Source organism: Albidovulum sp. (assembly GCF_008933605.1).
Taxonomy (GTDB): domain Bacteria; phylum Pseudomonadota; class Alphaproteobacteria; order Rhodobacterales; family Rhodobacteraceae; genus Albidovulum.
Genome location: NZ_WBUS01000012.1, coordinates 24,296 through 44,483, shown reverse-complemented (window position 1 = coordinate 44,483; position 20,188 = coordinate 24,296). Strand labels below are relative to the sequence as shown.

Here is a 20,188-nt window from a genome sequence, read left to right as displayed (position 1 = left end):
GCATGCCCCGCCGGGGCCCTGTGCGGCGGCGGCATCGCCCCCCGCACGCCGGCAGCGCGGCAGGCATCGCCGCCAGGTGCCGGCGCCCGGGCGGTCACGGCCTCGTCCAGCCGTTGCGTCCGATCGCGACGACTCCGCCAAGGCTTTCGAGACTGTCGATGAGGATCTGCCGGGCATAGACAGGGTTGTGCGCGTAGATCCCCGGATCCTTGGCAACAAACTGGTAGTTGTAGGCCGCCTTCAGAAGGCGCGGCGTCCACTGCATGTACCGGTTGGGATAGCCCCGCTCCTCCCCGTCCGCCACACCGTTGCCATCGAGATCGGCAAAGAAATAGGGATAGGCATCCGGCGCATAGGCAATCGCGGCACCCGCGACCTCCCGCGCATAGGCGGATATCGCATGTCCGAGCCACTCGTGCAGGGTCGCGACTTCCCCGGCCACGCCTTCGGTGCTGTCCCCGTCTCCGTCGGTGTCCCGAGGATCGTTGCGGATCGCGGCCAGTCCGGCGGCGCCGTGGCACCGCGCGCAGCGGGCGGCGTCGACATCGAGCCCGTGCGGGTCGTGGCACGCGGCGCAGTTGTCGAGGCCGCGCACATGGGCATAGCGCCCCGCGTAGGTCTTGCCCGGATACTCGTAGCCGCCATGGGCGGCGGACCCCATGAGACTGGCGGCGGCGGCGCGGTAGTGGACGTTGACGAACGAAAGCTCCGGCGAGACCGCGTCTTCGCCCTTTCCGGCCACTGCATCGTCCAGGTCGCCCGAGGATTGCCGACCCTGGTGGCAGACCATGCAGACAGCGGACACACCCAGGTCGGTGGCCACCGCACCGCTGGGAAAGGTCACCTGCCGCAGATCCGTCGCCGCGAGGCCATGGCAGGCGGCGCAGTCGACGGTGGACCCGATGAGAGCCGGGTGGTCGACGACGCCCGCAGCGGTCCCGTCGCCGCCGAGGAGGTCGCGCAGGCCGGGGCTGGAGTGACACCCGGCGCAGGTCGGCGGGATGGCGCCATCCTCGTTCCAGTGGCGGAACGCTTCCGAGGCCGGGTCGGCGTGCGGAGAGTTCAGCCAGGACTCCACGATCCCCGACAGGGCGCTGGACTCCTGCCCTTCGGCATTGAACAGGGGGGTCAGGGACAGGCATGCTGCCATGACGGCAGACCGGATCGTTCTGGGGAACATGACGCGACCTCGCATTCACTCGTCGGGCGCCCTTCGCGCGCCCATTCTGCCACGGGCCCGGCGACCCGGCCTGATGCGGATCAAGGAGGCGCAGGCGCACGGGGCGAGAATGTTCGGATGACGCCGGCGCGCGGAGAAACAGGCAGCGAACCGTCCGCCGCGGAGAAGGTCGCGGCGGTCGCCGAGATGCTGCGCGACAGCACCGGCGCGCCGGCCGAGGTCCGCGAGACGAGCATGGCCTGGGTCTTCCTGACGCCCGCCCTCGCCTACAAGATGAAGAAACCGATCCGCCGCAACTCGATCGACTTCACCAGCCTGGACTTGCGCCACGATGCCTGCGCCGGAGAAGTCAGGCTGAACCGCCGGCTCGCGGCGGACGTCTATCTCGGCCTCTCGCGGCTGGCGCGGGATCGGGACGGGACGCTCGCGCTCGACGGCCCGGGCGCGACCCTGGAATGGCTCGTCCGCATGCGGCGGCTATCGGACGCGGGCTTCCTCGACCGGCGCCTCGAGGCGGGCACGATCACGGAGGCCGGCATCGATGCGGTCGCGGAGCGTCTTGCCCGGTTCCACCGGACCCGCCGCGCCGAACATCCCCCGGCCGAGAGCTACCTCGGCCGCTACCGGGAAAACATCGGGGAAACCCGCGACCTTCTCGGCGAGCCACCCTTCGCCCAGGCGGCGCCGAGACTGGCGCGCCTGACGGCCCTGCTCGCGCGGGTGCTCGACGAGGAACCGGCGCTGCTCCTGTCGCGCCTGCATGCGGGCCGCGTGGTCGAAGGCCATGGCGACCTTCGCCCCGAGCATGTCTGGCTCGGCCCGCCCATCCGCGTCATCGACTGCCTCGAACTGGCGCGGCTGTTCCGGCTTCTCGACCCGTTCGAGGAATATGCGACGCTCGCCATGGAGTGCGCGGCGCTCGGCGCCGATCGGGTCAGCCCGCGCCTGCGCGCGGTGGCGTGCAGGCGCCTCGACGACGATCCCGGCGACCGGCTCTGGGCCTTCTACACGGCGTACCGGGCGACCTTTCGCGCGCGGCAGGCGCTGGCCCATCTCCTCGACCCCGCGCCACGGACGCCGGGGAAGTGGCCGCCGCAGGCGGAGCGCTACCTCGCCGAGGCCGAGCGCGCCGCGGCTATTCTGGAAACGCCAGAAGCTCCGTGATCGAGCCGTTGGCATGAAGGCGCCCGATCGCCTCGGCGACGAGCGGCACGGCGGAGACCACCTCGACCCGCCGCGCGGCGAGGTCTGGCGGAAGGCGGAGCAGCGGAACGGTGTCGGTCACCAGCCACCGGTCGACGGAGGCATCCTCGACCGCCCCCTCGGCACCGCCGGTGAACAGGCCGTGGGCCGCGACGGCCATGACCTCGGTCGCGCCCCGCTCCTTCAGCGCCCGCGCCGCCCGCACCATGGTCCCGCCGGATGCGATCATGTCGTCGAAGACCACCGCTACCGCATCGTCGATGTCGCCGACGAGATGGGTGCCGCTGACCACGCCGGCGCTGCGCCGCTTTTCCATGAAGGCGGATCCCACCTCGCGCCCGAGCGTCGCCTCCAGCATCTCGCGGAAAAGCTGCGCCCGCTTCACGCCGCCCGCGTCCGGCGAGACCACCGTCACCCTTTGCCCGCCGAGTTCCGGGGCGAGATGGCGCGCGAAGAGCCCGTGTGTGTCGAGATGCCAGGCGGGGCAGCGGAAGGCGTTCTGGAAGGCCGCCAGATTGTGCACCTCGACCGTGACGACGGCATCCGTGCCCGCCGCTTCGATCAGCCGCGCGATCGTCCGCGTCGCCACCGGGTCGCGCGCCTTGGTCTGGCGGTCCTTGCGCGAATAGGCAAGGTAGGGCGCCACCGCCGTGACCCGCGCCGCGCCGTCGTCCTTCAGCGTCGCCAGGAACAGCAGGAGCCGCACGAGCCTGTCGTTCACGCTCTGCCCGTCGCCGCCCTCCAGCCCCTGGATCACGTAGACATCCTGGCCGCGCACGCTGACCAGCGGACGCGCCTTGTGTTCTCCATCGTCGAAGTCCCGCACCTCGTGCGGCTGGAGCCGCGTCTTCAGATGCCGGGCCACGCGGTCGCCGAAGGACCGCGCCGCGTCGAGTGCAAAGATCTGCATCGGTCTTCCCCCGGTTGGTGACACCTGAAGGATGCCCCAATCCGGCCCTGACCGCCCTTGATCCGGATCATGCCGCGGGGCATTCCTGCCACTCCGCCGCGACGGCACGCCCCCCCCTCACGGGCCGCCGGTTGACGAACGCGCGGGGGCACCCTACCTCTGTCCGCATGTTGGTCCACGCAGATCATTTCCGTTTTCTCCTGCTGAACCGCCCGCATCCCCGGGCGGTGTAGGCGCGTCGGCGCCTGCCATACCTCCCGGGGTCTCCTCACCGTCCTGAACCAAGCGCGCGACGAGCGATCGTCAGAGGAGAGATCATGTCCAGCATCCGTCATCCCCGGCCGTCGGCGAACGGCCATCCCGAACCTCCCATATCCCGGACGCACGGGACCCCGGTCCTGGCCGACGCCGACCGCCGGCAGCTCTTGCGCCACCTCGCCTGGTGCGAAGCGGCGGAGCGGGACGCCTCACCCTATCTTGGGCATGTCCTGCGTCACCGGATCGCTGCGAGCAGCCCGTGTGGCATGGAACCGCCCGCGGATGCCGTTGCCGGCGGATGCCGCGTGACCTATTCGATCGGCGACGGTCCGGCACGTACCGGCCTCTTGGCCCATAACGCCCGCGATGCGGCGACGGGCATCGGTGTCATCCCCGTCCTCTCGCTCCTCGGCGCGACCCTGATCGGGCTGAGGGTCGGACAGACCGTGCCGATGCTTTGCGAGGACGGCACCGTGACCAGGCTGACGGTCCTCGGCGTCGCCCGCCCGGCCTGATCGGCGAGCCCCGCCCCGCGGGCCCTGCCCGCTCAATTCCGTTGCCGTTCGTTCCACCCATCCCGAAGGGAGCTGACCCGATGTTGACCCAAATGACCCACCCCAAAGCCAAAGACCGCGCGCGCCATCCGAAGATTGTCATCAGTGCCGACGATCTCGTCCATATCGAGGCCCTCGCGGAAGGCGCGATGCTGCGCAACCCGGCTCTCGCCGACCGGCTCCTGGACGAGCTCGGCCGCGCCCGCATCGTTCCCGCCGGCAAGATGCCGAAATCGGTCGTCGCGATCGGCAGCCGGGTGACCTACCGCGACGAGGCTGCGGGGCAGGTGAAATCCGTGACGCTGGTCTACCCGGAGGAGGCCGATATCACGCGCCAGCGGGTTTCGGTGATGACACCGATCGGCGTGGCGCTTCTCGGTCTTGCCGAAGGCGCGGCCTTCTACTGGGACACGCGCGACAACCAGCGGCGGATGCTGACGGTCATCCGCGTCGAGCAGGACGCCGGGAGCGGGAGCTGAAAGGCTCCGTCGCGGCGGCGACCAGGCGGCACGGGCATTCCGTCCCGGCCCGGCGCCCCTGATCCCGGGCGCAGGCTCCGGCCCATGGCCGCCTCCCGGGCCGCCGTCAACCCCTCCCCTGGACATCGCGCCATGACCCCGCACCGCCTTCGCAAGATCTGCGCCCGATGCAAGCTCGTCTTGCCGCGCGCCGCCCTCAACAGGTGCCCGCGCTGTCTCGCACCCGTCGCGCCCCCAAGCGCCGCGGCCGGCATGCTGTGCCGGCTTTGCGGCCGTCCGCTGCCCCGCGCCCATGCGGGCAACTGCCCGGCCTGCGCCGCAGCCGCCATGCATGCCGGAAGAACGCACGAGATCGGGGGGCCCCGGGAATGACCGCGAAACAGCACGCGCGCAGCCTCGTCTGGCCGACGATCCTGATGGTCCTGAGTTTCGCCCTCGTCCTCTTCGGAGCCGATCTCGCCGCGCAACTCCGGCTTGGCGGAAACGTCGCGCTGGCCGCGACGGCACTCACCTATTTCGCCACCGCGTGGTTCGCGAGCCGCATTCTCGCGGTGGCGCTCGACAGGGCGGCGCGGCGGCGGCCCTTCCCGCGGCTCCTGAAGGACCTCGTCGCGGCCCTGCTTTTCTTCGCCGCCCTCATCGGAGCGGCGGCGCTCGTCATGGGCCAGGGCGCCACCGGCGCACTGGCCGGATCGGGACTCGTGCTTGCCATGCTCGGCTTTACCATCCGCAACGTGGTGGCCGACACGCTTTCGGGAATCGCGCTCGGCGTCGAGGCGCCGTTCAGGATCGGCGACTGGGTCGAGATCGACGGATTGGCCCGCGGCAAGATCATCGAAATCGGCTGGCGCACCACGCGGCTGCTGACCAGGGACTCCACCTACATGATCCTTCCCAACAGCCAGATCGCGCGCCAGCGCATCACGAACTACTCGGCGCCGAGGCCGAAGTACCGGGCGCAGATATCGATCACGCTCGACCACACCATGACGGTGGACCGCGCGCGCAGGATTATGCTCGACGCCGTCAAGCAGGCGAACCTGATCCAGCGGGACCCGCCGCCGGACGTCCGCGTGCTGGCCTACGAGGAAAGCGGGATCACCTATGCCCTGCGCTACTGGCTCACCCGCTACGACCGCGACATGGACTGTCGGGACGAGGTCTACAGTCTCGTGGACGAGGCCCTGCGCCGGGAAGGGTCGGTCGCCCCGCACCGCCGGATCGAGCTGATCCGCACGAAGGCGCACCCCGGCCCGGCAGGCATGGCGGAGGAAACGCCGCGCGCTCTGCATCCCTTCCGCCCCTGAGGGCGGGCCCCGAATGCTCAAGCCGTCCCGGCCTGCAACCCGGGGCGGACCGCCGGCCCGGCGCGTCACCTGCCGAAGCCGAGGCCCTGCAGACGTCTCCGGCGCTCAGGCACACCCGCCCTTCTTGCGGGTCTCGGAGACCGTGGCGGTTGCAACGGCACGGCATCCGTGCCGTTGCAACTCCAGTGTTCTAGGCGTCCGCGCGGTCCCGGGGCGTGACCACATCGCGCAGCGATGCTGCCGTAAGACCGCTCGCGATCAGGCCGTCCACGACGTCCGGAATCTGGCCTCGGGACATCCCGAGATCGGCGAGCGTCGCATCGCTGAGCTGATGCAGGGCCGCTATCGTCTTGCGCCTTTGCCAATTCGACAGCGGCGCGGAGATCAGGCGACGGATGAAGCCCTTGCGTCCCTTCGCGGGTTCAGGGACCGGCCCCTCGGCCGCCCAGTACGTCTTCTCCTGGTAGATCATGACATTGTCCTTCTCGGATCGGTTCCGCTCCGCTTCGGGCGGAGCCGCGACTGCAGGAAACCGGATCGCGGGCATCACACCTGGTCGTATCCCGCGCGGCGCATGAAACAGCGCGCGCGAGGATTTCCGCATCCGGTCAACGATCACGATTTTCCCCGGGCAAGGGACGCCACGACGCGTCCCGCCCGGGGTCAGGCGCGGTTCAGCAGCGATCCTGCGAAGCGCAGGAGCCTCCTCTGAAGGCTGGACGTCATCATGTTTTGAATATGGCCGTTTTGCCGGACCTTTCAATCGGCCGGGCGCGCCTCTTGCCCGCCGCAGCCTCATCTCCGCCGCCGCGCGGATCCCGCGCCCTCAGGACCGGCGCCTTCGACCGGATGGGCCGGACACGGTGACCGGCTGGCTTACGACGTCGAGGAGCGTGATCGTGCCGAAGGTGCAATCCGTGCGCAGCAAGGGCGCGCTCTGACCGGCTGAGAGTCCGATCACGGTCGCGCCGGCGAGCGAGAACACCGACAGATGATCAGTGTCGGCCTGCCGTGCCATGCGGTGGAAGAGCAGGCCCGTCCGCGGCTCGCCCTGGTTGATCCGATAGCGGATCAAGCTGTTCCCGATGGCGAGTTCCGGCGGAACATCCGCCTCTTCAACCACCTGACAGTGTGCGCGCTTTCTCCGCAGGATTTCGTTGACCAGCCTGGAGATCACCGCGTTCGAGGCCGCGCATCGCTGCAGGTGCGATTCCATCAGCCGGATATCCTTCATCGTAAGGCGCGTGGCGGCACCGTGGTCGCGCAGCGTTGCCAGCACCGCCGCGGAAACTCCCGTCGGGCCGAGCCCTTCGTGGTTGTCGTGATTGCCGAGCATGACATCTCCCCGACGGCGCGCCGTCGTTCAGCAAGAAACACTGCGTACTTCAGGAGAGCCCCGGGCGGTGATGTCGGTCGCAGACGCTCACACCACCCGGGGGAGCGGGCGCGTCAGAAGGATGAACCTCGGATCTGCATCACTTTTGACCATCGATCGATCCTAGGAAGGCCGCCGTGGGGTGTCAATCGCGGGCAGGGTGAAGGAGCTCGATCCCGCGCAGGTCACAACATGGGCGGGGTGCAGGCGCAGGCGACCACGGCGACCGTCTTGCCGATGTTGCGCAGCGTGTAGGGCTGGCGGCCGATCAACTGGTAGCCGCCGCCCCGACGAAGCACCCGTCTCTCGGACCCGACGGTGACCTCGACGGTTCCGGTCAGCACGACGGCCGCCGTCTCGCCGTCGTGGGAAATCGGCTCGTCGCCGGTGCCGGCACCGGGCTGGTAACGTTCGATGAAAAGCTGCAACTGCTTGTCGCGGCGTTCGGCGGCCAGCACGCGCAGGTCGGCCTCGCCGCGCGCGACCACCGCAAGGTCGTTGCGGTCGAAGAACATGACGTTGCGCTGCGAGGACGGCAGCGCGAAGAAGTCCGCCATCGAGATCGGCACCGCCGACAGGATCCGGTGCAGGGAGGCAAGCGAGGGCGAATGCGTCTCCTGCTCGATGAGCGAGATCGTCGAATTGGTGACCCCCGCCCGTTTTGCCAGCTCGCGCTGCGAGAGGCCCGCACGCTCCCGCACCGCGCGCAGGCGGGCGCCGATGTCGAGACCGGCAGAGACCGGCGTGTCCGGCTGGCGCCCTTTCGCGGCGGGTTTCGCCCCCATGATCGTCGTTCCCCCGTATCACCGGCCGCGCGGCGCGCCCATCCGACGGCGATATGCGCAACGCCTCGCCGGTCGTCAATGCAGTCGCGCTGGCTCATCAGGCTTGACTGTAAAGTATTTCATGACATGATTGCATAAAAATCAAACACAAACACGCCGGGAGGGCCAGCCGTGAGCGCCAGAGAAACCTTCAGCAGGCTTTCGGGCAAGCTTTTCATCGACGGTGACTTCGTCGCCAGCGCCTCGGCCGACCGGCTCGACGTGATCGACCCCGCGACCGAGGAGCGGATTGCCGAGATCGCGGACGCCGCGGACGGCGAGGTGGACGCCGCGATCGAGGCGGCACTGGTTGCCGGCAGGCGCTGGAATGCCATCGACATGCGCTCGCGTGCCGTCGTCATGCACGAGATCGCCGCCGTGATGCGGCGCGACAAGGCGCTCTATGCCGAATACCTCACGCGGGAAGAGGGCAAGCCCTACAAGGAATCGCTCGACGAGGTTTCGTGGTGCGCCACGGCGATGGATTACTATGCCGAGGTCGCGCGGCACGAGGCGGGGCGCATCGCCGGCACCACGGTTCCCGGCCAGTTCCATTTCGCCGTGAAGGAGCCACTCGGCACCGTCGTCATCATCCTGCCCTTCAACTATCCCCTCGTGCTTCTCTGCTGGGAAGCCGCCGCCGCGGTGGCCGCCGGCAATGCCGTGATCGTCAAGCCGCACGAGCAGACGAGCGTCACCACGCTGAAGTTCATGGAACTCTTCAACGGCCTGCCGCAAGGCCTGATGCAATGCGTCACCGGAGGCCCGCGCGTCGCCCAGCGGCTTGTCGCCAGCCGCAAGACGCATGGCGTGGCCTACACCGGCTCGGTTCCCGTGGGCCAGGCGGTGGCGCGGACCTGCGCCGAGACGTTCAAGCCATGCCTGATCGAGGCATCCGGCAACGACCCGTTCATCGTGATGCCCTCCGCGCCGCTCGACATGGCCGCGCGCGGTGCCGCCTTCGCGGCATATCTCAACTGCGGACAGGTCTGCACCTCGGCGGAACGGTTCTACGTGCACGAGGCCATCCACGACCAGTTCGTCGAACGGCTGGTGGCCGAGGCGAAGAAGCTGCGCGTCGGAAACGGCCTTGAAGAGGTCGACATGGGCCCGATGGCGACCCGCCGCCAGCGCGACCGGTTCGAGGCGCTGATCGCCAACGCGCGCAAGCAGGGGGCGAAGGTGGCGACCGGCGGCGGGCGGCCGGCATCGCTGAACAAGGGCTGGTATGTCGAGCCCACGGTGCTGACCGAGGTCACTCCGGACATGACGATCCTGCAGGAGGAAAGCTTCGGCCCCGTGGCGCCGATCTGCCGGGTGAAGAGCTTCGACGAGGCCGTCGAGCTGGCCAACCGCTCCGAGTTCGGGCTGGGCGCGAACCTCTACAGTTGCGACACGACCGAGACCTTCCGCGCCGTGCGCGAGATCCAGTCGGGAATCCTCTGGATCAACGCGCCGCTTCTCGACAACGACGCCCTGCCTTTCGGCGGGCGCAAGCTTTCCGGGAACGGGCGCCAGCTTGGCCCCGAGGGGCTGAACCAGTTCCAGAACACCAAGTTCGTGATGATCGACCCCGGGGCGAGCATCCAGGACTTCTGGTGGTTCCCCTATGCGCGCGAGGAAAGCTATCCCGGCACGCGCTGACAGCAGGACATTGCAAGGATGGCAACGGATTTTCCCGAACGGGTCGAAGTCGCGATCATCGGCGGTGGCGTGGCCGGCTGTTCGGTCGCCTACCACCTGACGAAGATCGGCATCACCGATGTCGCGCTCTTCGAGCGGCGGCAACTGACCAGCGGCACGACCTGGCATGCGGCGGGGCTTGTCACCCAGTTGCGGGCCACGCGACGGATGACCGAGCTTGCCAAATACACTGGCGAGCTTTTCGGCGAACTCGAGGCCGAGACCGGGCAGGCGACGGGGTTCAAGCGGAACGGTTCGCTCAGGGTGGCCAACACCCCGGCGCGCTACGAGGAGCTTGCCCGCGGGGCCTCCATGGGGCGCAACTTCGGCCTACCGGTGGAACCGGTCACGCCCGGCGAGATCCGGGAACGCTGGTCGCCGGTTTCCACCGAGGGCATCGTCGGCGGCTTCTGGTTTCCCCATGACGGACAGGTGAACCCGGCCGATGTGACGCAGGCCTATGCGCGCGGCGCCCGGATGCGGGGGGCGCGGATCTTCGAGAACACGGGCGTAACCCGGATCGTGGTGGAAAACGGCAAGGCCGCCGGGGTGATGACCGACAGGGGCCTGGTGCGCGCCAATACGGTCGTCCTCTGCAGCGGCATGTGGTCGCGAGACCTGGCGGCGCAGGCGGGCGTCACCATCCCGCTGCACGCGGCCGAACATTTCTACTGCGTGACCGAGGCCATCCCCGACCTGCCGAGAAACCTGCCCGTGCTCTTCCTCGGCGACGAATGGACCTACTACAAGGAGGATGCCGGCAAGCTCCTCGTCGGGTTCTTCGAGCCGAACGCGAAGCCCTGGGGCCGGGCGGGCATCCCCGAGGATTTTGCCTTCGGCACGCTGCCCGAGGACATCGACCACATCGCCCCCTATCTGGAAACCGCCACCCGCCGGGTGCCGGTTCTGGAACGGACCGGCATCCAGCTTTTCTTCAACGGGCCCGAAAGCTTCACCCCCGACGACCGCTATCTTCTGGGCGAGACACCCGAGGTGCCGGGCCTCTTCTGCGCGACGGGATTCAATTCCATCGGCATCCTCTCCTCGGGCGGCGTCGGCAAGGCGCTGGCCGACTGGATTCGCGACCGCCGGCCGCCGGTCGAACTGATGGACGTCGACGTGCGGCGAACGCAGGCCTTCCAGGGCAACCGCAGATACCTGGAGGACCGCACGACGGAAACGCTGGGCGCGCTCTTCGACATGCACTGGCCGTCGAAGCAGTTCGAAACCGCCCGCGGCATCCGCAGGAGCCCGTTCCACGACCGGCTCGCCGCGATGGGCGCCTGGATGACAGAGGCGGCGGGCTGGGAACGGCCCGGCTTCTTCGGCGCGCCGGGCACTGTTGCGGAGGTGACATACTCCTACGGGCGACCGAGCTGGTTCGACGCCGTGGGCGCGGAGTGCCGCAACACGGCGGAAAACGTCACGCTGTTCGACCATTCCTGCTTCATCAAGTATCTGGTGGCGGGGCCGGACGCCTGCGCGGCGCTGAACCGCATCTGCGCCAACGAGATCGACGTGGCGCCGGGCCGCGTCGTCTACACCCAATGGCTGAACGACGAGGGCGGGATCGAGGCCGACGTGACCGTCACGCGCCTGTCGGAGACCGAGTTCATGGTGGTGACCATCGCCGTCTCGCAACGCCGCGACATGGCCTGGCTGAAGCGGCATCTGCCCGAGGGCGCGCGGGTCTTCGTCCACGACATCACCTCGGCCACGCCGATGCTGGCGCTGATGGGGCCGAAGGCGCGCGACCTGCTCGGGCGTCTCTCGCCCGACGACTTCGGCAACGCGGCCTTTCCCTTCGGCACCTCGCGCGAGGTCGACCTCGGCTATGCCCGTGTCCGGGCCAGCCGGCTGACCTATGTCGGCGAACTCGGGTGGGAGCTCTACATGCCCGCCGAATTCGCCGCCCACACCTTCGAGAGGATCGTCGAGGCCGGGGCGGATCTGGGGCTGAGGATGGGCGGATTCTTCGCCATCAACTCGCTCAGGATGGAAAAGGGCTACCGCCACTGGGGCCACGACATCGGCGAGGAGGACACGCCCTTGCAGGCGGGGCTCGGCTTTGCCGTCGCCATCGACAAGCCGGGCGGTTTCATCGGCCGCGATGCGCTCTTGCGGCAAAGGAACGCCGGGCCGGTCGAGCGGCGGCTGGTCCAGGCGAGGGTGGATACGGAAGGAGTTCCGCCGCATCTCCACCACAACGAACCACTCCTGCGGGATGGCGAGATCGTCGGCTCCGTCACCACCGGCGCCTATGGCCATCGCATCGGGGCCTCGCTCGGCATGGGGTACGTGACCTGTCCCGGCGGCGTGTCGGCCGACTGGCTCGGCAGCGGCACCTGGGAGGTCGAGATCGCGTGGAAACGTTACCCTGTCCGCCTTCAGCTGGGGCCCTGGCATGACCCCGCAGGCACAAGGCTGAAAGGGTGAAGCCGCGCACCTTCTCCGGGGTGCACCTGAACCGGAGCAAGGCAGGCCCAGACGGCACGGGCCCACAACGAGGGAGAACGAGAATGCACGACAAGCTTCCACTGGAACTTGAACAGCGGATCGACGCGCTGGAAAGGGCGGACAACCAGGGGGCCGGTTTCGGGCCTGCCGATTGGGTCTGGCTCCTCCTGCTGGGTGTCGTCGGCCCGGGCCTTCTTCTGCTGTGGGGGTGGCAATGAGCGCGACCGACAGTTCTGACGAAAGCGGCTGGCCACTGACCCGTGCCGAACGCGACTGGAACCGCTGGCAGCTCTTCGCGGTGCTTCTGGTCACCGCGGCGGCGACGTGGTGCTACATCATCGGCGAATACGTCGGCTACTACCTGAACCTGCGCATGGGTTTCGCCGCAATGACGGCGGGCAGCATGATCGGAATGCTGCTCGTCACGCTCGCGGTCGTCCCGACCGCAACCCGGTTCGGCATCGATTCCATCGCCTCGGCGCGCCCGCAGTTCGGAGACCGGGGCTGGATCATCACCGTCTTCCTCCAGTACGCCTCGATCATCGGCTGGAACTGCCTGCTGATGATCTTCTTCGGCAAGTCGGTGGACCAGCTCCTGCAGACACTCGGGGTCATCACGCCCGATACGGGTGCCTGGGTGCTGCGCGGCGTGACGATACTTGCCTGCGTTTTCGTCTACGTCGTGCTCCTGCGCGGCGGTACGGGGCTGGAGGTCGTCTCGAAGGTGCTCTTCTTCTTCATCGTCGGAATCGGCGGCTGGATGACATGGGTCCTGGTGACCCGCGAAGCGGGAGTTCTCGCCGAGGCGAAGCCCGCCTACGCTTCGGGCAATCTGCGCTGGGACTATGTCACCGGGGTCGAGATCGGAATCGTCAGTCTCCTGAGCTGGTGGCCCTACATCGGCGCAATGGTGCGCAAGGCGCCGAATGCCGGTGGGGCCACCCTGCCCGCCATGCTCGGCATGGGCCTGCCGGTGCCGATCCTGTCGGTGGTCGGGCTCGCCGCCATTCTCGCGCTCCAGGTCTCCGACCCTTCTGCCTGGCTCGTCCAGCTCGGCGGTCCGACCTACGGGGTCATCGCGCTTCTCTTCGTCATTGCGGCCAACTTCGGCACGACCCTCGCGGGCGTCTACGCAACCGCCATCGGGCTCCGCCAAGTGCCCGCGCTGGCGACCATCCACTGGGGCATCCTGATGCTCTTCGCGCTGGTTCCGGTTGCAGCGGTAAGTCTCTTCGTGCCGGACCTCTTCTTCAACAATTTCGGCACGTTCCTCGCCTTCATCGGTGTGTTCTTCGCGCCGATCTGCGCGATCCAGATCACCGACTACCTGATCCTGCGCCGCCAGAGGATCAGCATCCGCGCCGTGTTCGTCGGCGGCCCCGGCACGGACTATCACTACTGGGGCGGATTCAATCCGGCCGCGGTCCTCGCCATGATCGCCGGGTTCTTCACCTATCTCTACCTGCTGAACCCGGTCACCTACGCCAGCCGCGCGCCCTACGACTATCTGACGGCGTCACTGCCCACCGCGGTGGTCGCCGGCGTGGTCTACGCCCTGATCACGGTGCTTCTGGTGAAGCCTTCCGGCAAGGGGGGCTACGAATAGCGGCTGTGGCCGCCGTCCCGCGCGGGCGGCGGCCACAGCCTTGCCCCCGGGGTCCGGACCGATGGATCGGCAAGGCCGGAGCAGGACGGTTGCAGCCGGCAGGATCGCGGAGAGGAAGACCCTGGGCCACCTGTCGTGGCGGGTTGCGATCCCGCGCCCGTCTTCCTGCGCCCGATCAGACGCCGGCGCCCGCCTTTCTCAATCCAGAGCGCGAGTCCGTGCCCTGCGCCCCCGATTTGCCGCATCCGTCATGAAGGGCACCTGTCGTAAGGCCAGCCCCTCCAAGACCCGCGCACGGAGCCCCTGCGACTACGGCGGACCAGGCAGTCGTGAAAGGCCAGGGGGCGCACCTTCCTGGCCCAGGTGGAGCAGTTCCGCCCCCATCGTTCCGGCGGTTCGCAGGTCGTCCGGGCCGAGCATGTCAACGAAAGTGCAGGCGGGCCGGCAATCGTCGGGAATCTCTCTCCGGATCGGGGCCGGTCGTGAAAACGGACGCTAACCCCATGCGCAGCGCACACGAGGCCCCTCGCTGCACCGCCAGTGCCAAATCCACGCGGCAGCGCTGGCGCGCTCCTACGGTGACGGGGTGGGCCGTTTGCCGGATGCATGGTGCCCGAGGTGGAGCAAAGCCGGGGCCGCTGCATCCGAGCTTCGAACATGGTCCGCGGTTCGGGGATATACTTGCGTTGCGCGCTTTGGCGCGAACCGTGGGCAAATCGACGACGCGATGATGTGCCCGGTCTGGGCGAAGAGTTCCACCGCCACGCCAGCGTCTTCGGTCACCGCGCGGACCGACCCGAGCCCGTCCGCGTGGAGCGCATGCCCCGCGTAGTGACCGTGCCGCCGCTCTTCGTCCTCGTGATGCGGATGTTGGGGCAAGCGGCGCCCGGGAGTCAGCCCGCTGGACGGACGTCAGCGGCGAACGCGCGGCGACCGGCCGCCGGACCGGGAGCGGGTAAAGCAGGCTCTCTCCCCCCGTGCCGGCCCGCCGACGCGGTCAGCGTTCGGAACAGACGGTCCTCGAATGGCGGATCGGAATGGCGCTCCTCAATCTTGCCGTCGAGGCCGGGGAGCAAGTTGCCATCTAGGTCGTAGGGACGGCTTTGCGCCGGCCGCGATGCGGGCGCCACCGACGAGGGCGCGTGTTCCACCTGGCCCGCGCCGCGTGGCGGGAACGGCGGAAACCGTGGCGAAATCGGATCGCTCCGGGTACCGCAAAGAGCTAATGTCGCCGCAAGTCAGACCAAAGGGGGCGCGGCCATGCGCTATTCCGGATTCCGTGTCATCGCCGAGGCCCTCACGGGGCACAGGGGCTGGAAACCCGTCTGGCGGGATCCCGCGCCGGAGGGGGAGTATGACTATGTCATTGTCGGCGGCGGCGGGCATGGGCTTGCAACGGCCTACTACCTGGCCGGGGAATTCCGCCAGTCGCGGATCGCCGTACTCGAGAAGGGCTATCTCGGCGGCGGAAATGTCGGCCGCAATACCACAATCATACGTTCGAACTACATGCTGGACGGGAACGAGCCCTTCTACGAGTTTTCCATGAAGCTGTGGGAAGGGCTGGAACAGGACCTGAACTACAACGCCATGGTCAGCCAGCGCGGCATCCTGAACCTGATCCATTCGGACGCGCAGCGCGACGCCTTCACCCGGCGCGGCAATGCGATGATCCTGAACGGTGCGGATGCGGAACTTCTGGACCGCGAGCAGGTGCGGGCGATGTATCCCTGGCTGAACTTCGACAACGCCCGCTTTCCGATCAAGGGCGGGCTGGCGCAGCGGCGCGGCGGCACGGTGCGCCATGACGCGGTGGCCTGGGGCTATGCGCGGGCGGCCGACCTGCGCGGGGTGGACCTGATCCAGAACTGCGAAGTCACCGGAATGCGGATCGAGGGTGGCCGCATCAGGGGCGTGGAAACCACGCGCGGCTTCATCGGCGCCAAGAAGGTGGGCGTGGCGGTGGCGGGGTCTTCCAGCAAGGTCATGGCCCATGCGGGCATGCGGCTGCCGATCGAAAGCCATGTGCTGCAGGCCTTTGTCTCGGAAGGGCTGAAGCCGCTGATCGACGGGGTAATGACATTCGGCGCGGGGCATTTCTACGTCAGCCAGTCCGACAAGGGCGGGCTGGTCTTTGGCGGCGACATCGACGGCTACAACTCTTATGCCCAGCGCGGCAACCTGCCGGTGATCGAGGATGTCGCCGAGGGCGGCATGGCGCTGATGCCTGCCATCGGGCGCGCGCGGCTGTTGCGCACCTGGGGTGGGATCATGGACATGTCGATGGACGGCTCGCCCATCATCGACAAGACCCATGTCGACGGCCTCTATTTCAATGGCGGCTGGTGCTATGGAGGCTTCAAGGCCACGCCCGCCTCGGGTTGGTGCTTCGCGCACCTGCTGGCGAAGGACGAGCCGCACAAGACCGCCACGGCATACCGGTTCGACCGGTTCCTCAAGGGACTGATGATCGACGAAAAGGGCCAGGGCGCCCAGCCGAACCTGCACTAGGGGTTTGAAACGATGATCTTCAACCATCCTATCCTCGGTCCCCGCGACGCGCAGGAATTCGTCTATCTCGGCGACGCCAGCCTGATGCGACGCCCCGACGGCATGACCGCCGGAATCGAGGCCTTTCACGACTGGCTCTACAATCGCGACAACCCGGCAGGGGAGCACCGCGAACTCTGGTATCACGAGCAGGGCGACCGTTCCTGGCTCGTCGTCACACGCAATACCGTGACGCACGAGGTCATCAGGGTCGAACTGGCCCGCGATGTGGCAAAAGCCATGGGGCGCACGAAATGACCCAGTCGAACCGCATCGCCGGCGGCCAGATCGACCGCAGCCGCACCTTCCGCTTCACCTTCGACGGCCGGACCTATGAGGGCCATCCCGGCGATACGCTGGCCTCGGCGCTGCTGGCAAACGGCGTACGGCTGATGGGGCGCAGCTTCAAGTATCACCGCCCGCGTGGACCGCTTTCGGCCGGTTCGGAGGAGCCGAACGCGCTGGTGCAACTGCGCTCCGGCCCGCGGCAGGAGCCGAACACGCGGGCCACGGTGGCCGAGCTGTTCGACGGGCTGGAGGCGACCAGCCAGAACGCCTGGCCCAGCCTGAAGTTTGACGCCATGGCGATCAACGACCGGCTGAACACCTTCTTCACCGCCGGGTTCTACTACAAGACCTTCATGTGGCCTGCGTCATTCTGGGAAAAGGTCTATGAACCGATCATCCGCCGCGCCGCCGGTCTTGGCGCACTGACGCGCGAGGAAGACCCGGACGAATACGACAAGGGGTTCCTGCATTGCGACCTGCTGGTGATCGGCGCGGGGCCTGCGGGGCTGACGGCGGCGCTGACGGCGGGGCGTGCGGGCGCGCGGGTTATCCTGGCGGATGAGGATTTCCGCATGGGTGGCCGGCTGAACGCCGAGACGCTGGAGGTGGGCGGCAAGGCTGGCGCCGATTGGGCGGCGGGCATCGTGGCCGAGTTGTCGGCGATGCCGAATGTGCGGCTGATGCCGCGCACCACGGTGATCGGGGCCTTCGACCACGGCATCTATGGCGTGGTGGAGCGTGTCAGCGACCATCTGGCGGTGCCGCCGAAGGGCAAGCCCCGCCAGACGCTGTGGCGCGTTTATTCCCGCCGCGCGATCCTTGCGGGCGGAGCGACCGAACGGCCAATCGCGTTCGAGAACAACGATCGTCCCGGGATCATGCTGGCGGGCGCCCTGCGCGCCTATGCGAACCGCTGGAGCGTGGCGGTGGGCGACCGCGTCGCGGTCTTCACCAACAACGAGGACGGGCTGCGCTCCGCCACCGACCTGCAGGCCAAGGGCGTGGACGTGGTTGCAGTGATCGACGCGCGCCCGGGCGGCAGCGTGCTGCCCGGCATCCGCCACCTGAAGGGCGCGGAAGTAATCGACGCACAGGGCCGGCTTGGTCTGACTTCCATCACCATCCGGCAGGCGAACGGCCGGACCGAGACGATCCGCGTCACCGCGCTGGGTGTCTCGGGCGGTTGGAACCCGAACGTCAACATCACCTCGCACCACCGCTCGCGGCCGGTCTGGGATGAAGCCATCCAGTCCTTCATCCCCGGGCCGGATGCCCCGCACGGCCTGACGGCCGCAGGCGCGGCGGCCGGGGCGCTCAGCACTCACGGCGCGCTGGCGACGGGCCAGGCGCAGGCCATCGCAGCGCTGGCCGACCTGGGGATCACCGCCAAGGCGGCTGCGCTGCCGAATGCCGAGGATGCGCCGATCTCCATCACACCGAAATGGTATGCGGCGGGCGGCAAGGGCCGTGCCTGGATCGACCCGCAGAACGACGTGACCGTCAAGGACGTGAAGCTGGCACAGAAGGAGAATTTCACGAGCGTCGAGCATCTGAAGCGCTACACCACGCTTGGCATGGCCACCGACCAGGGCAAGACCGGCAACGTGCTGGGCCTGGCCATCATGGCGGGCCTGACTGGCCGGACGATCCCGGAAACCGGCACCACCATCTACCGCCCGCCCTATACCCCGGTCGCCATGGGTACCCTTGCAGGCCGGTCGCGCGGGAAGGAATTCAAGCCCTTCCGCCTGACGCCCAGCCACAAATGGGCCGAGGAACAGGGCGCGGTCTTTGTCGAGGTGGGGATGTGGCTGCGCACCCAGTGGCTGCCCAAACCCGGCGAGACGCACTGGCGGCAGTCGGTCGACCGCGAGGTGCTGGCCACCCGCAAGTCGGTGGGCATCTGCGACGTGACCACGCTCGGCAAGATCGACATCCAGGGCACCGATGCGGGGGCCTTCCTCGACAAGGTCTATTGCAACACGTTCAGCACGCTGGCCGTCGGCAAGTGCCGCTATGGCCTGATGCTGCGCGAGGACGGGATGGTCTTCGACGATGGCACCACCGCGCGGATGGGCGAGCATGAATATGTGATGACCACCACCACGGCCAACGCGGTGACTGTGTTCAGGCATCTGGAGTATTGCCGCCAGGTGCTGTGGCCGGAGATGGACGTTCAACTTATTTCCACCACCGAGGCCTGGGCGCAGTTCTCCGTCGCCGGGCCGAATGCGCGGAAGCTGCTGGAAAAGCTGGTGGACCAGGACATCTCGGATGCCGCGTTCCCCTATATGGGTGCAGGCAGTATCACCGTCCGCGGCATCCGCGGCCGGCTGTTCCGCATCTCCTTCTCGGGCGAGCTGGCCTATGAGATCGCGGTTCCCACCCGCTACGGCGACGCGCTGATCCGGGCGCTGGTAGAAGCCGGAAAGGAATTCGACGCGGTCGTCTACGGCACCGAGGCGCTGGGCGTCATGCGTGTCGAGAAGGGCCACGTCGCGGGGAACGAACTGAACGGCCAGTCCACGGCGCTGAACATGGGGCTTGGCAAGATGGTGTCGAAGAAGAAGGACGCCATCGGCATGGTGCTGTCGCAGCGCGAGGGCATGACAGATCCGAACGGCTATCGGCTGGTGGGAGTCAAGCCGGTCAACCCCGAGGGCAGGCTGACCGCCGGCAGCCATTTCCTGGAAATCGGCGCCGCGCCCGTGATCGAGAACGATGGGGGCTGGCTGACCTCCAAGGTCTATTCCCCGCATCTCGGCTGCGACATCGCACTGGGCTATCTGAAGGCGGGCGACCAGAAGATGGGCCGCAGGATGCGGGCGGTGAACCTCCTGGCGAAACCACCGACCGAGACCGAGGTCGAGATCGTGTCCCCGCATTTCTTCGATCCGGAAGGGGAGAGACTCCGTGGCTGAAACCCTGCACTCCCTGACGGCGCTCGGTCATTCCGAACCTGAAACCCATGCGGCCGGCCCCTGCCGCATCGCCGAGCGGTTCGATGTGGCGCTGGCCTCGCTCGCCGCACGCAAGGGGCGCGAGGCCGATGTCGAGCGCGCCGCAAAGGCCGCCGGGGTGCCGCTTCCGGGTCCGGCCCGCTGGAAGGATGGCGCGCCCTATGCGGCCTTCTGGGTCGCCCCCGGGATGTGGTTCGTCGAAGCTCCCTTCGCCAGCCACGAGGACATCGTGGCGCATCTCAAGCCGGCCTTCGGTGACGCCGCGTCGATCACCGAGCAGACCGACGCCTGGGTCTGCTTCGACATTTCGGCGGCCGAACTCAGCCCCTTGCTGGAACGCCTCTGCAATGTGGATTTTCCCGGAGCACCGGACGGATTTGCTACGCGAACCGTGATCGAACATTCCGGCTGCTATCTCGTGAAGCGCGGGCCCGGGCAAGTCGTGCTTTACGGCTCGAGATCCTCGGCACGAAGCTTGTTGCACGCGTTGGAGACCGCTGCGGCATCATTGGCCTGACAAAGCCTTGAAAGCGTGGACATTTCCTTGTAGGAAA

At 68.0% G+C, this 20,188-nt stretch carries 17 protein-coding genes; 12 read left to right on the top strand and 5 right to left on the bottom strand.

Annotation, left to right across the window (positions count from 1 at the left end; all coding sequences use genetic code 11):
- Positions 1-94: 94 nt before the first annotated feature.
- Positions 95-1,180 (bottom strand): polyheme membrane-associated cytochrome C, encoded by a 1,086-nt coding sequence (locus F9K34_RS03280; protein WP_291335341.1) that lies wholly within the window; start codon positions 1,178-1,180, stop codon positions 95-97.
- 117 nt (positions 1,181-1,297) lie between these two features.
- Here F9K34_RS03280 and F9K34_RS03275 point away from each other — a divergent pair, with 117 nt between their 5' ends.
- Positions 1,298-2,344, top strand: a complete 1,047-nt coding sequence (locus F9K34_RS03275; protein ID WP_291335339.1) for a hypothetical protein — start codon at positions 1,298-1,300, stop codon at positions 2,342-2,344.
- Here the strand turns inward: F9K34_RS03275 and F9K34_RS03270 are convergent.
- Positions 2,316-3,293 (bottom strand): ribose-phosphate diphosphokinase, encoded by a 978-nt coding sequence (locus F9K34_RS03270; protein ID WP_291335337.1) that lies wholly within the window; start codon positions 3,291-3,293, stop codon positions 2,316-2,318. The two genes, F9K34_RS03275 and F9K34_RS03270, sit on opposite strands and share 29 nt — an antisense overlap.
- 317 nt (positions 3,294-3,610) lie before the next feature.
- On the opposite strand from F9K34_RS03270, the gene F9K34_RS03265 reads away from it, so the two are divergent.
- The 3 genes from F9K34_RS03265 (at position 3,611) to F9K34_RS03255 (ending at position 5,891) form a co-directional block, all read left to right on the top strand.
- Positions 3,611-4,066 carry a hypothetical protein gene (locus F9K34_RS03265; protein ID WP_291335335.1) on the top strand — a complete coding sequence of 152 codons (456 nt, stop codon included), beginning with the start codon at positions 3,611-3,613 and terminating at the stop codon, positions 4,064-4,066.
- A 92-nt stretch (positions 4,067-4,158) separates the two neighbouring features.
- Positions 4,159-4,584 carry a nucleoside diphosphate kinase regulator gene (gene rnk, locus F9K34_RS03260; protein WP_291335333.1) on the top strand — a complete coding sequence of 142 codons (426 nt, stop codon included), beginning with the start codon at positions 4,159-4,161 and terminating at the stop codon, positions 4,582-4,584.
- A 368-nt stretch (positions 4,585-4,952) separates the two neighbouring features.
- On the top strand, positions 4,953-5,891 hold the full coding sequence (locus F9K34_RS03255) for a mechanosensitive ion channel family protein (RefSeq protein WP_291335330.1): 939 nt from the start codon (positions 4,953-4,955) through the stop codon (positions 5,889-5,891).
- Between the two features lie 190 nt (positions 5,892-6,081).
- Here F9K34_RS03255 and F9K34_RS03250 read toward each other — a convergent pair whose 3' ends face one another.
- The 3 genes from F9K34_RS03250 to F9K34_RS03240 form a co-directional block, all read right to left on the bottom strand.
- On the bottom strand, positions 6,082-6,363 hold the full coding sequence (locus tag F9K34_RS03250) for a DUF1127 domain-containing protein (RefSeq protein ID WP_291335329.1): 282 nt from the start codon (positions 6,361-6,363) through the stop codon (positions 6,082-6,084).
- A gap of 354 nt (positions 6,364-6,717) precedes the next feature.
- On the bottom strand, positions 6,718-7,227 hold the full coding sequence (locus tag F9K34_RS03245; RefSeq protein WP_291335327.1) for a hypothetical protein: 510 nt from the start codon (positions 7,225-7,227) through the stop codon (positions 6,718-6,720).
- A gap of 224 nt (positions 7,228-7,451) precedes the next feature.
- A complete protein-coding gene (locus tag F9K34_RS03240) occupies positions 7,452-8,051 on the bottom strand; it encodes a helix-turn-helix domain-containing protein (protein ID WP_291335325.1) in 600 nt (199 codons plus the stop codon).
- Between the two features lie 171 nt (positions 8,052-8,222).
- On the opposite strand from F9K34_RS03240, the gene F9K34_RS03235 reads away from it, so the two are divergent.
- From F9K34_RS03235 to F9K34_RS03200, 8 genes are all read left to right on the top strand, one after another.
- The gene (locus F9K34_RS03235) at positions 8,223-9,734 is read left to right on the top strand and encodes an aldehyde dehydrogenase family protein (RefSeq protein ID WP_291335323.1); all 1,512 of its coding nucleotides are present in this window, start codon (positions 8,223-8,225) and stop codon (positions 9,732-9,734) included.
- 18 nt (positions 9,735-9,752) lie between these two features.
- Positions 9,753-12,209: a GcvT family protein gene (locus F9K34_RS03230; RefSeq protein WP_291335321.1), complete on the top strand. Its 2,457-nt coding sequence runs from the start codon at positions 9,753-9,755 to the stop codon at positions 12,207-12,209.
- 83 nt (positions 12,210-12,292) lie between these two features.
- The gene (locus tag F9K34_RS03225; protein WP_291335319.1) at positions 12,293-12,448 is read left to right on the top strand and encodes a hypothetical protein; all 156 of its coding nucleotides are present in this window, start codon (positions 12,293-12,295) and stop codon (positions 12,446-12,448) included.
- Positions 12,445-13,836: a cytosine permease gene (locus tag F9K34_RS03220; RefSeq protein ID WP_291335317.1), complete on the top strand. Its 1,392-nt coding sequence runs from the start codon at positions 12,445-12,447 to the stop codon at positions 13,834-13,836. Before F9K34_RS03225 ends, F9K34_RS03220 begins: the two co-directional genes overlap by 4 nt.
- 1,260 nt (positions 13,837-15,096) lie before the next feature.
- Positions 15,097-16,347 carry a sarcosine oxidase subunit beta family protein gene (locus tag F9K34_RS03215; protein ID WP_291335315.1) on the top strand — a complete coding sequence of 417 codons (1,251 nt, stop codon included), beginning with the start codon at positions 15,097-15,099 and terminating at the stop codon, positions 16,345-16,347.
- A 12-nt stretch (positions 16,348-16,359) separates the two neighbouring features.
- Entirely contained in the window at positions 16,360-16,644 is a 285-nt protein-coding gene (locus F9K34_RS03210) for a sarcosine oxidase subunit delta (RefSeq protein WP_291335313.1), read from the top strand.
- Complete coding sequence (locus F9K34_RS03205; protein ID WP_291335311.1) at positions 16,641-19,595, top strand: sarcosine oxidase subunit alpha family protein; 2,955 nt, start codon at positions 16,641-16,643, stop codon at positions 19,593-19,595. Before F9K34_RS03210 ends, F9K34_RS03205 begins: the two co-directional genes overlap by 4 nt.
- The gene (locus tag F9K34_RS03200; protein WP_291335309.1) at positions 19,588-20,151 is read left to right on the top strand and encodes a sarcosine oxidase subunit gamma; all 564 of its coding nucleotides are present in this window, start codon (positions 19,588-19,590) and stop codon (positions 20,149-20,151) included. The genes F9K34_RS03205 and F9K34_RS03200 overlap by 8 nt, the downstream gene beginning before the upstream one ends.
- The last annotated feature ends 37 nt before the right edge of the window (positions 20,152-20,188 follow it).

Excerpts from the sequence above, each read along its gene's own strand:
- rnk (WP_291335333.1), top strand. The coding sequence starts at position 4,159 with ATGACCCACCCCAAAGCCAAAGACCGCGCGCGCCATCCGAAGATTGTC.
- F9K34_RS03255 (WP_291335330.1), top strand. The coding sequence starts at position 4,953 with ATGACCGCGAAACAGCACGCGCGCAGCCTCGTCTGGCCGACGATCCTG.
- F9K34_RS03270 (WP_291335337.1), bottom strand. The coding sequence starts at position 3,293 with ATGCAGATCTTTGCACTCGACGCGGCGCGGTCCTTCGGCGACCGCGTG.
- F9K34_RS03205 (WP_291335311.1), top strand. The coding sequence starts at position 16,641 with ATGACCCAGTCGAACCGCATCGCCGGCGGCCAGATCGACCGCAGCCGC.
- F9K34_RS03280 (WP_291335341.1), bottom strand. The coding sequence starts at position 1,180 with ATGTTCCCCAGAACGATCCGGTCTGCCGTCATGGCAGCATGCCTGTCC.
- F9K34_RS03230 (WP_291335321.1), top strand. The coding sequence starts at position 9,753 with ATGGCAACGGATTTTCCCGAACGGGTCGAAGTCGCGATCATCGGCGGT.
- F9K34_RS03225 (WP_291335319.1), top strand. The coding sequence starts at position 12,293 with ATGCACGACAAGCTTCCACTGGAACTTGAACAGCGGATCGACGCGCTG.
- F9K34_RS03215 (WP_291335315.1), top strand. The coding sequence starts at position 15,097 with ATGCGCTATTCCGGATTCCGTGTCATCGCCGAGGCCCTCACGGGGCAC.
- F9K34_RS03265 (WP_291335335.1), top strand. The coding sequence starts at position 3,611 with ATGTCCAGCATCCGTCATCCCCGGCCGTCGGCGAACGGCCATCCCGAA.
- F9K34_RS03220 (WP_291335317.1), top strand. The coding sequence starts at position 12,445 with ATGAGCGCGACCGACAGTTCTGACGAAAGCGGCTGGCCACTGACCCGT.
- F9K34_RS03210 (WP_291335313.1), top strand. The coding sequence starts at position 16,360 with ATGATCTTCAACCATCCTATCCTCGGTCCCCGCGACGCGCAGGAATTC.
- F9K34_RS03245 (WP_291335327.1), bottom strand. The coding sequence starts at position 7,227 with ATGCTCGGCAATCACGACAACCACGAAGGGCTCGGCCCGACGGGAGTT.
- F9K34_RS03240 (WP_291335325.1), bottom strand. The coding sequence starts at position 8,051 with ATGGGGGCGAAACCCGCCGCGAAAGGGCGCCAGCCGGACACGCCGGTC.
- F9K34_RS03250 (WP_291335329.1), bottom strand. The coding sequence starts at position 6,363 with ATGATCTACCAGGAGAAGACGTACTGGGCGGCCGAGGGGCCGGTCCCT.
- F9K34_RS03275 (WP_291335339.1), top strand. The coding sequence starts at position 1,298 with ATGACGCCGGCGCGCGGAGAAACAGGCAGCGAACCGTCCGCCGCGGAG.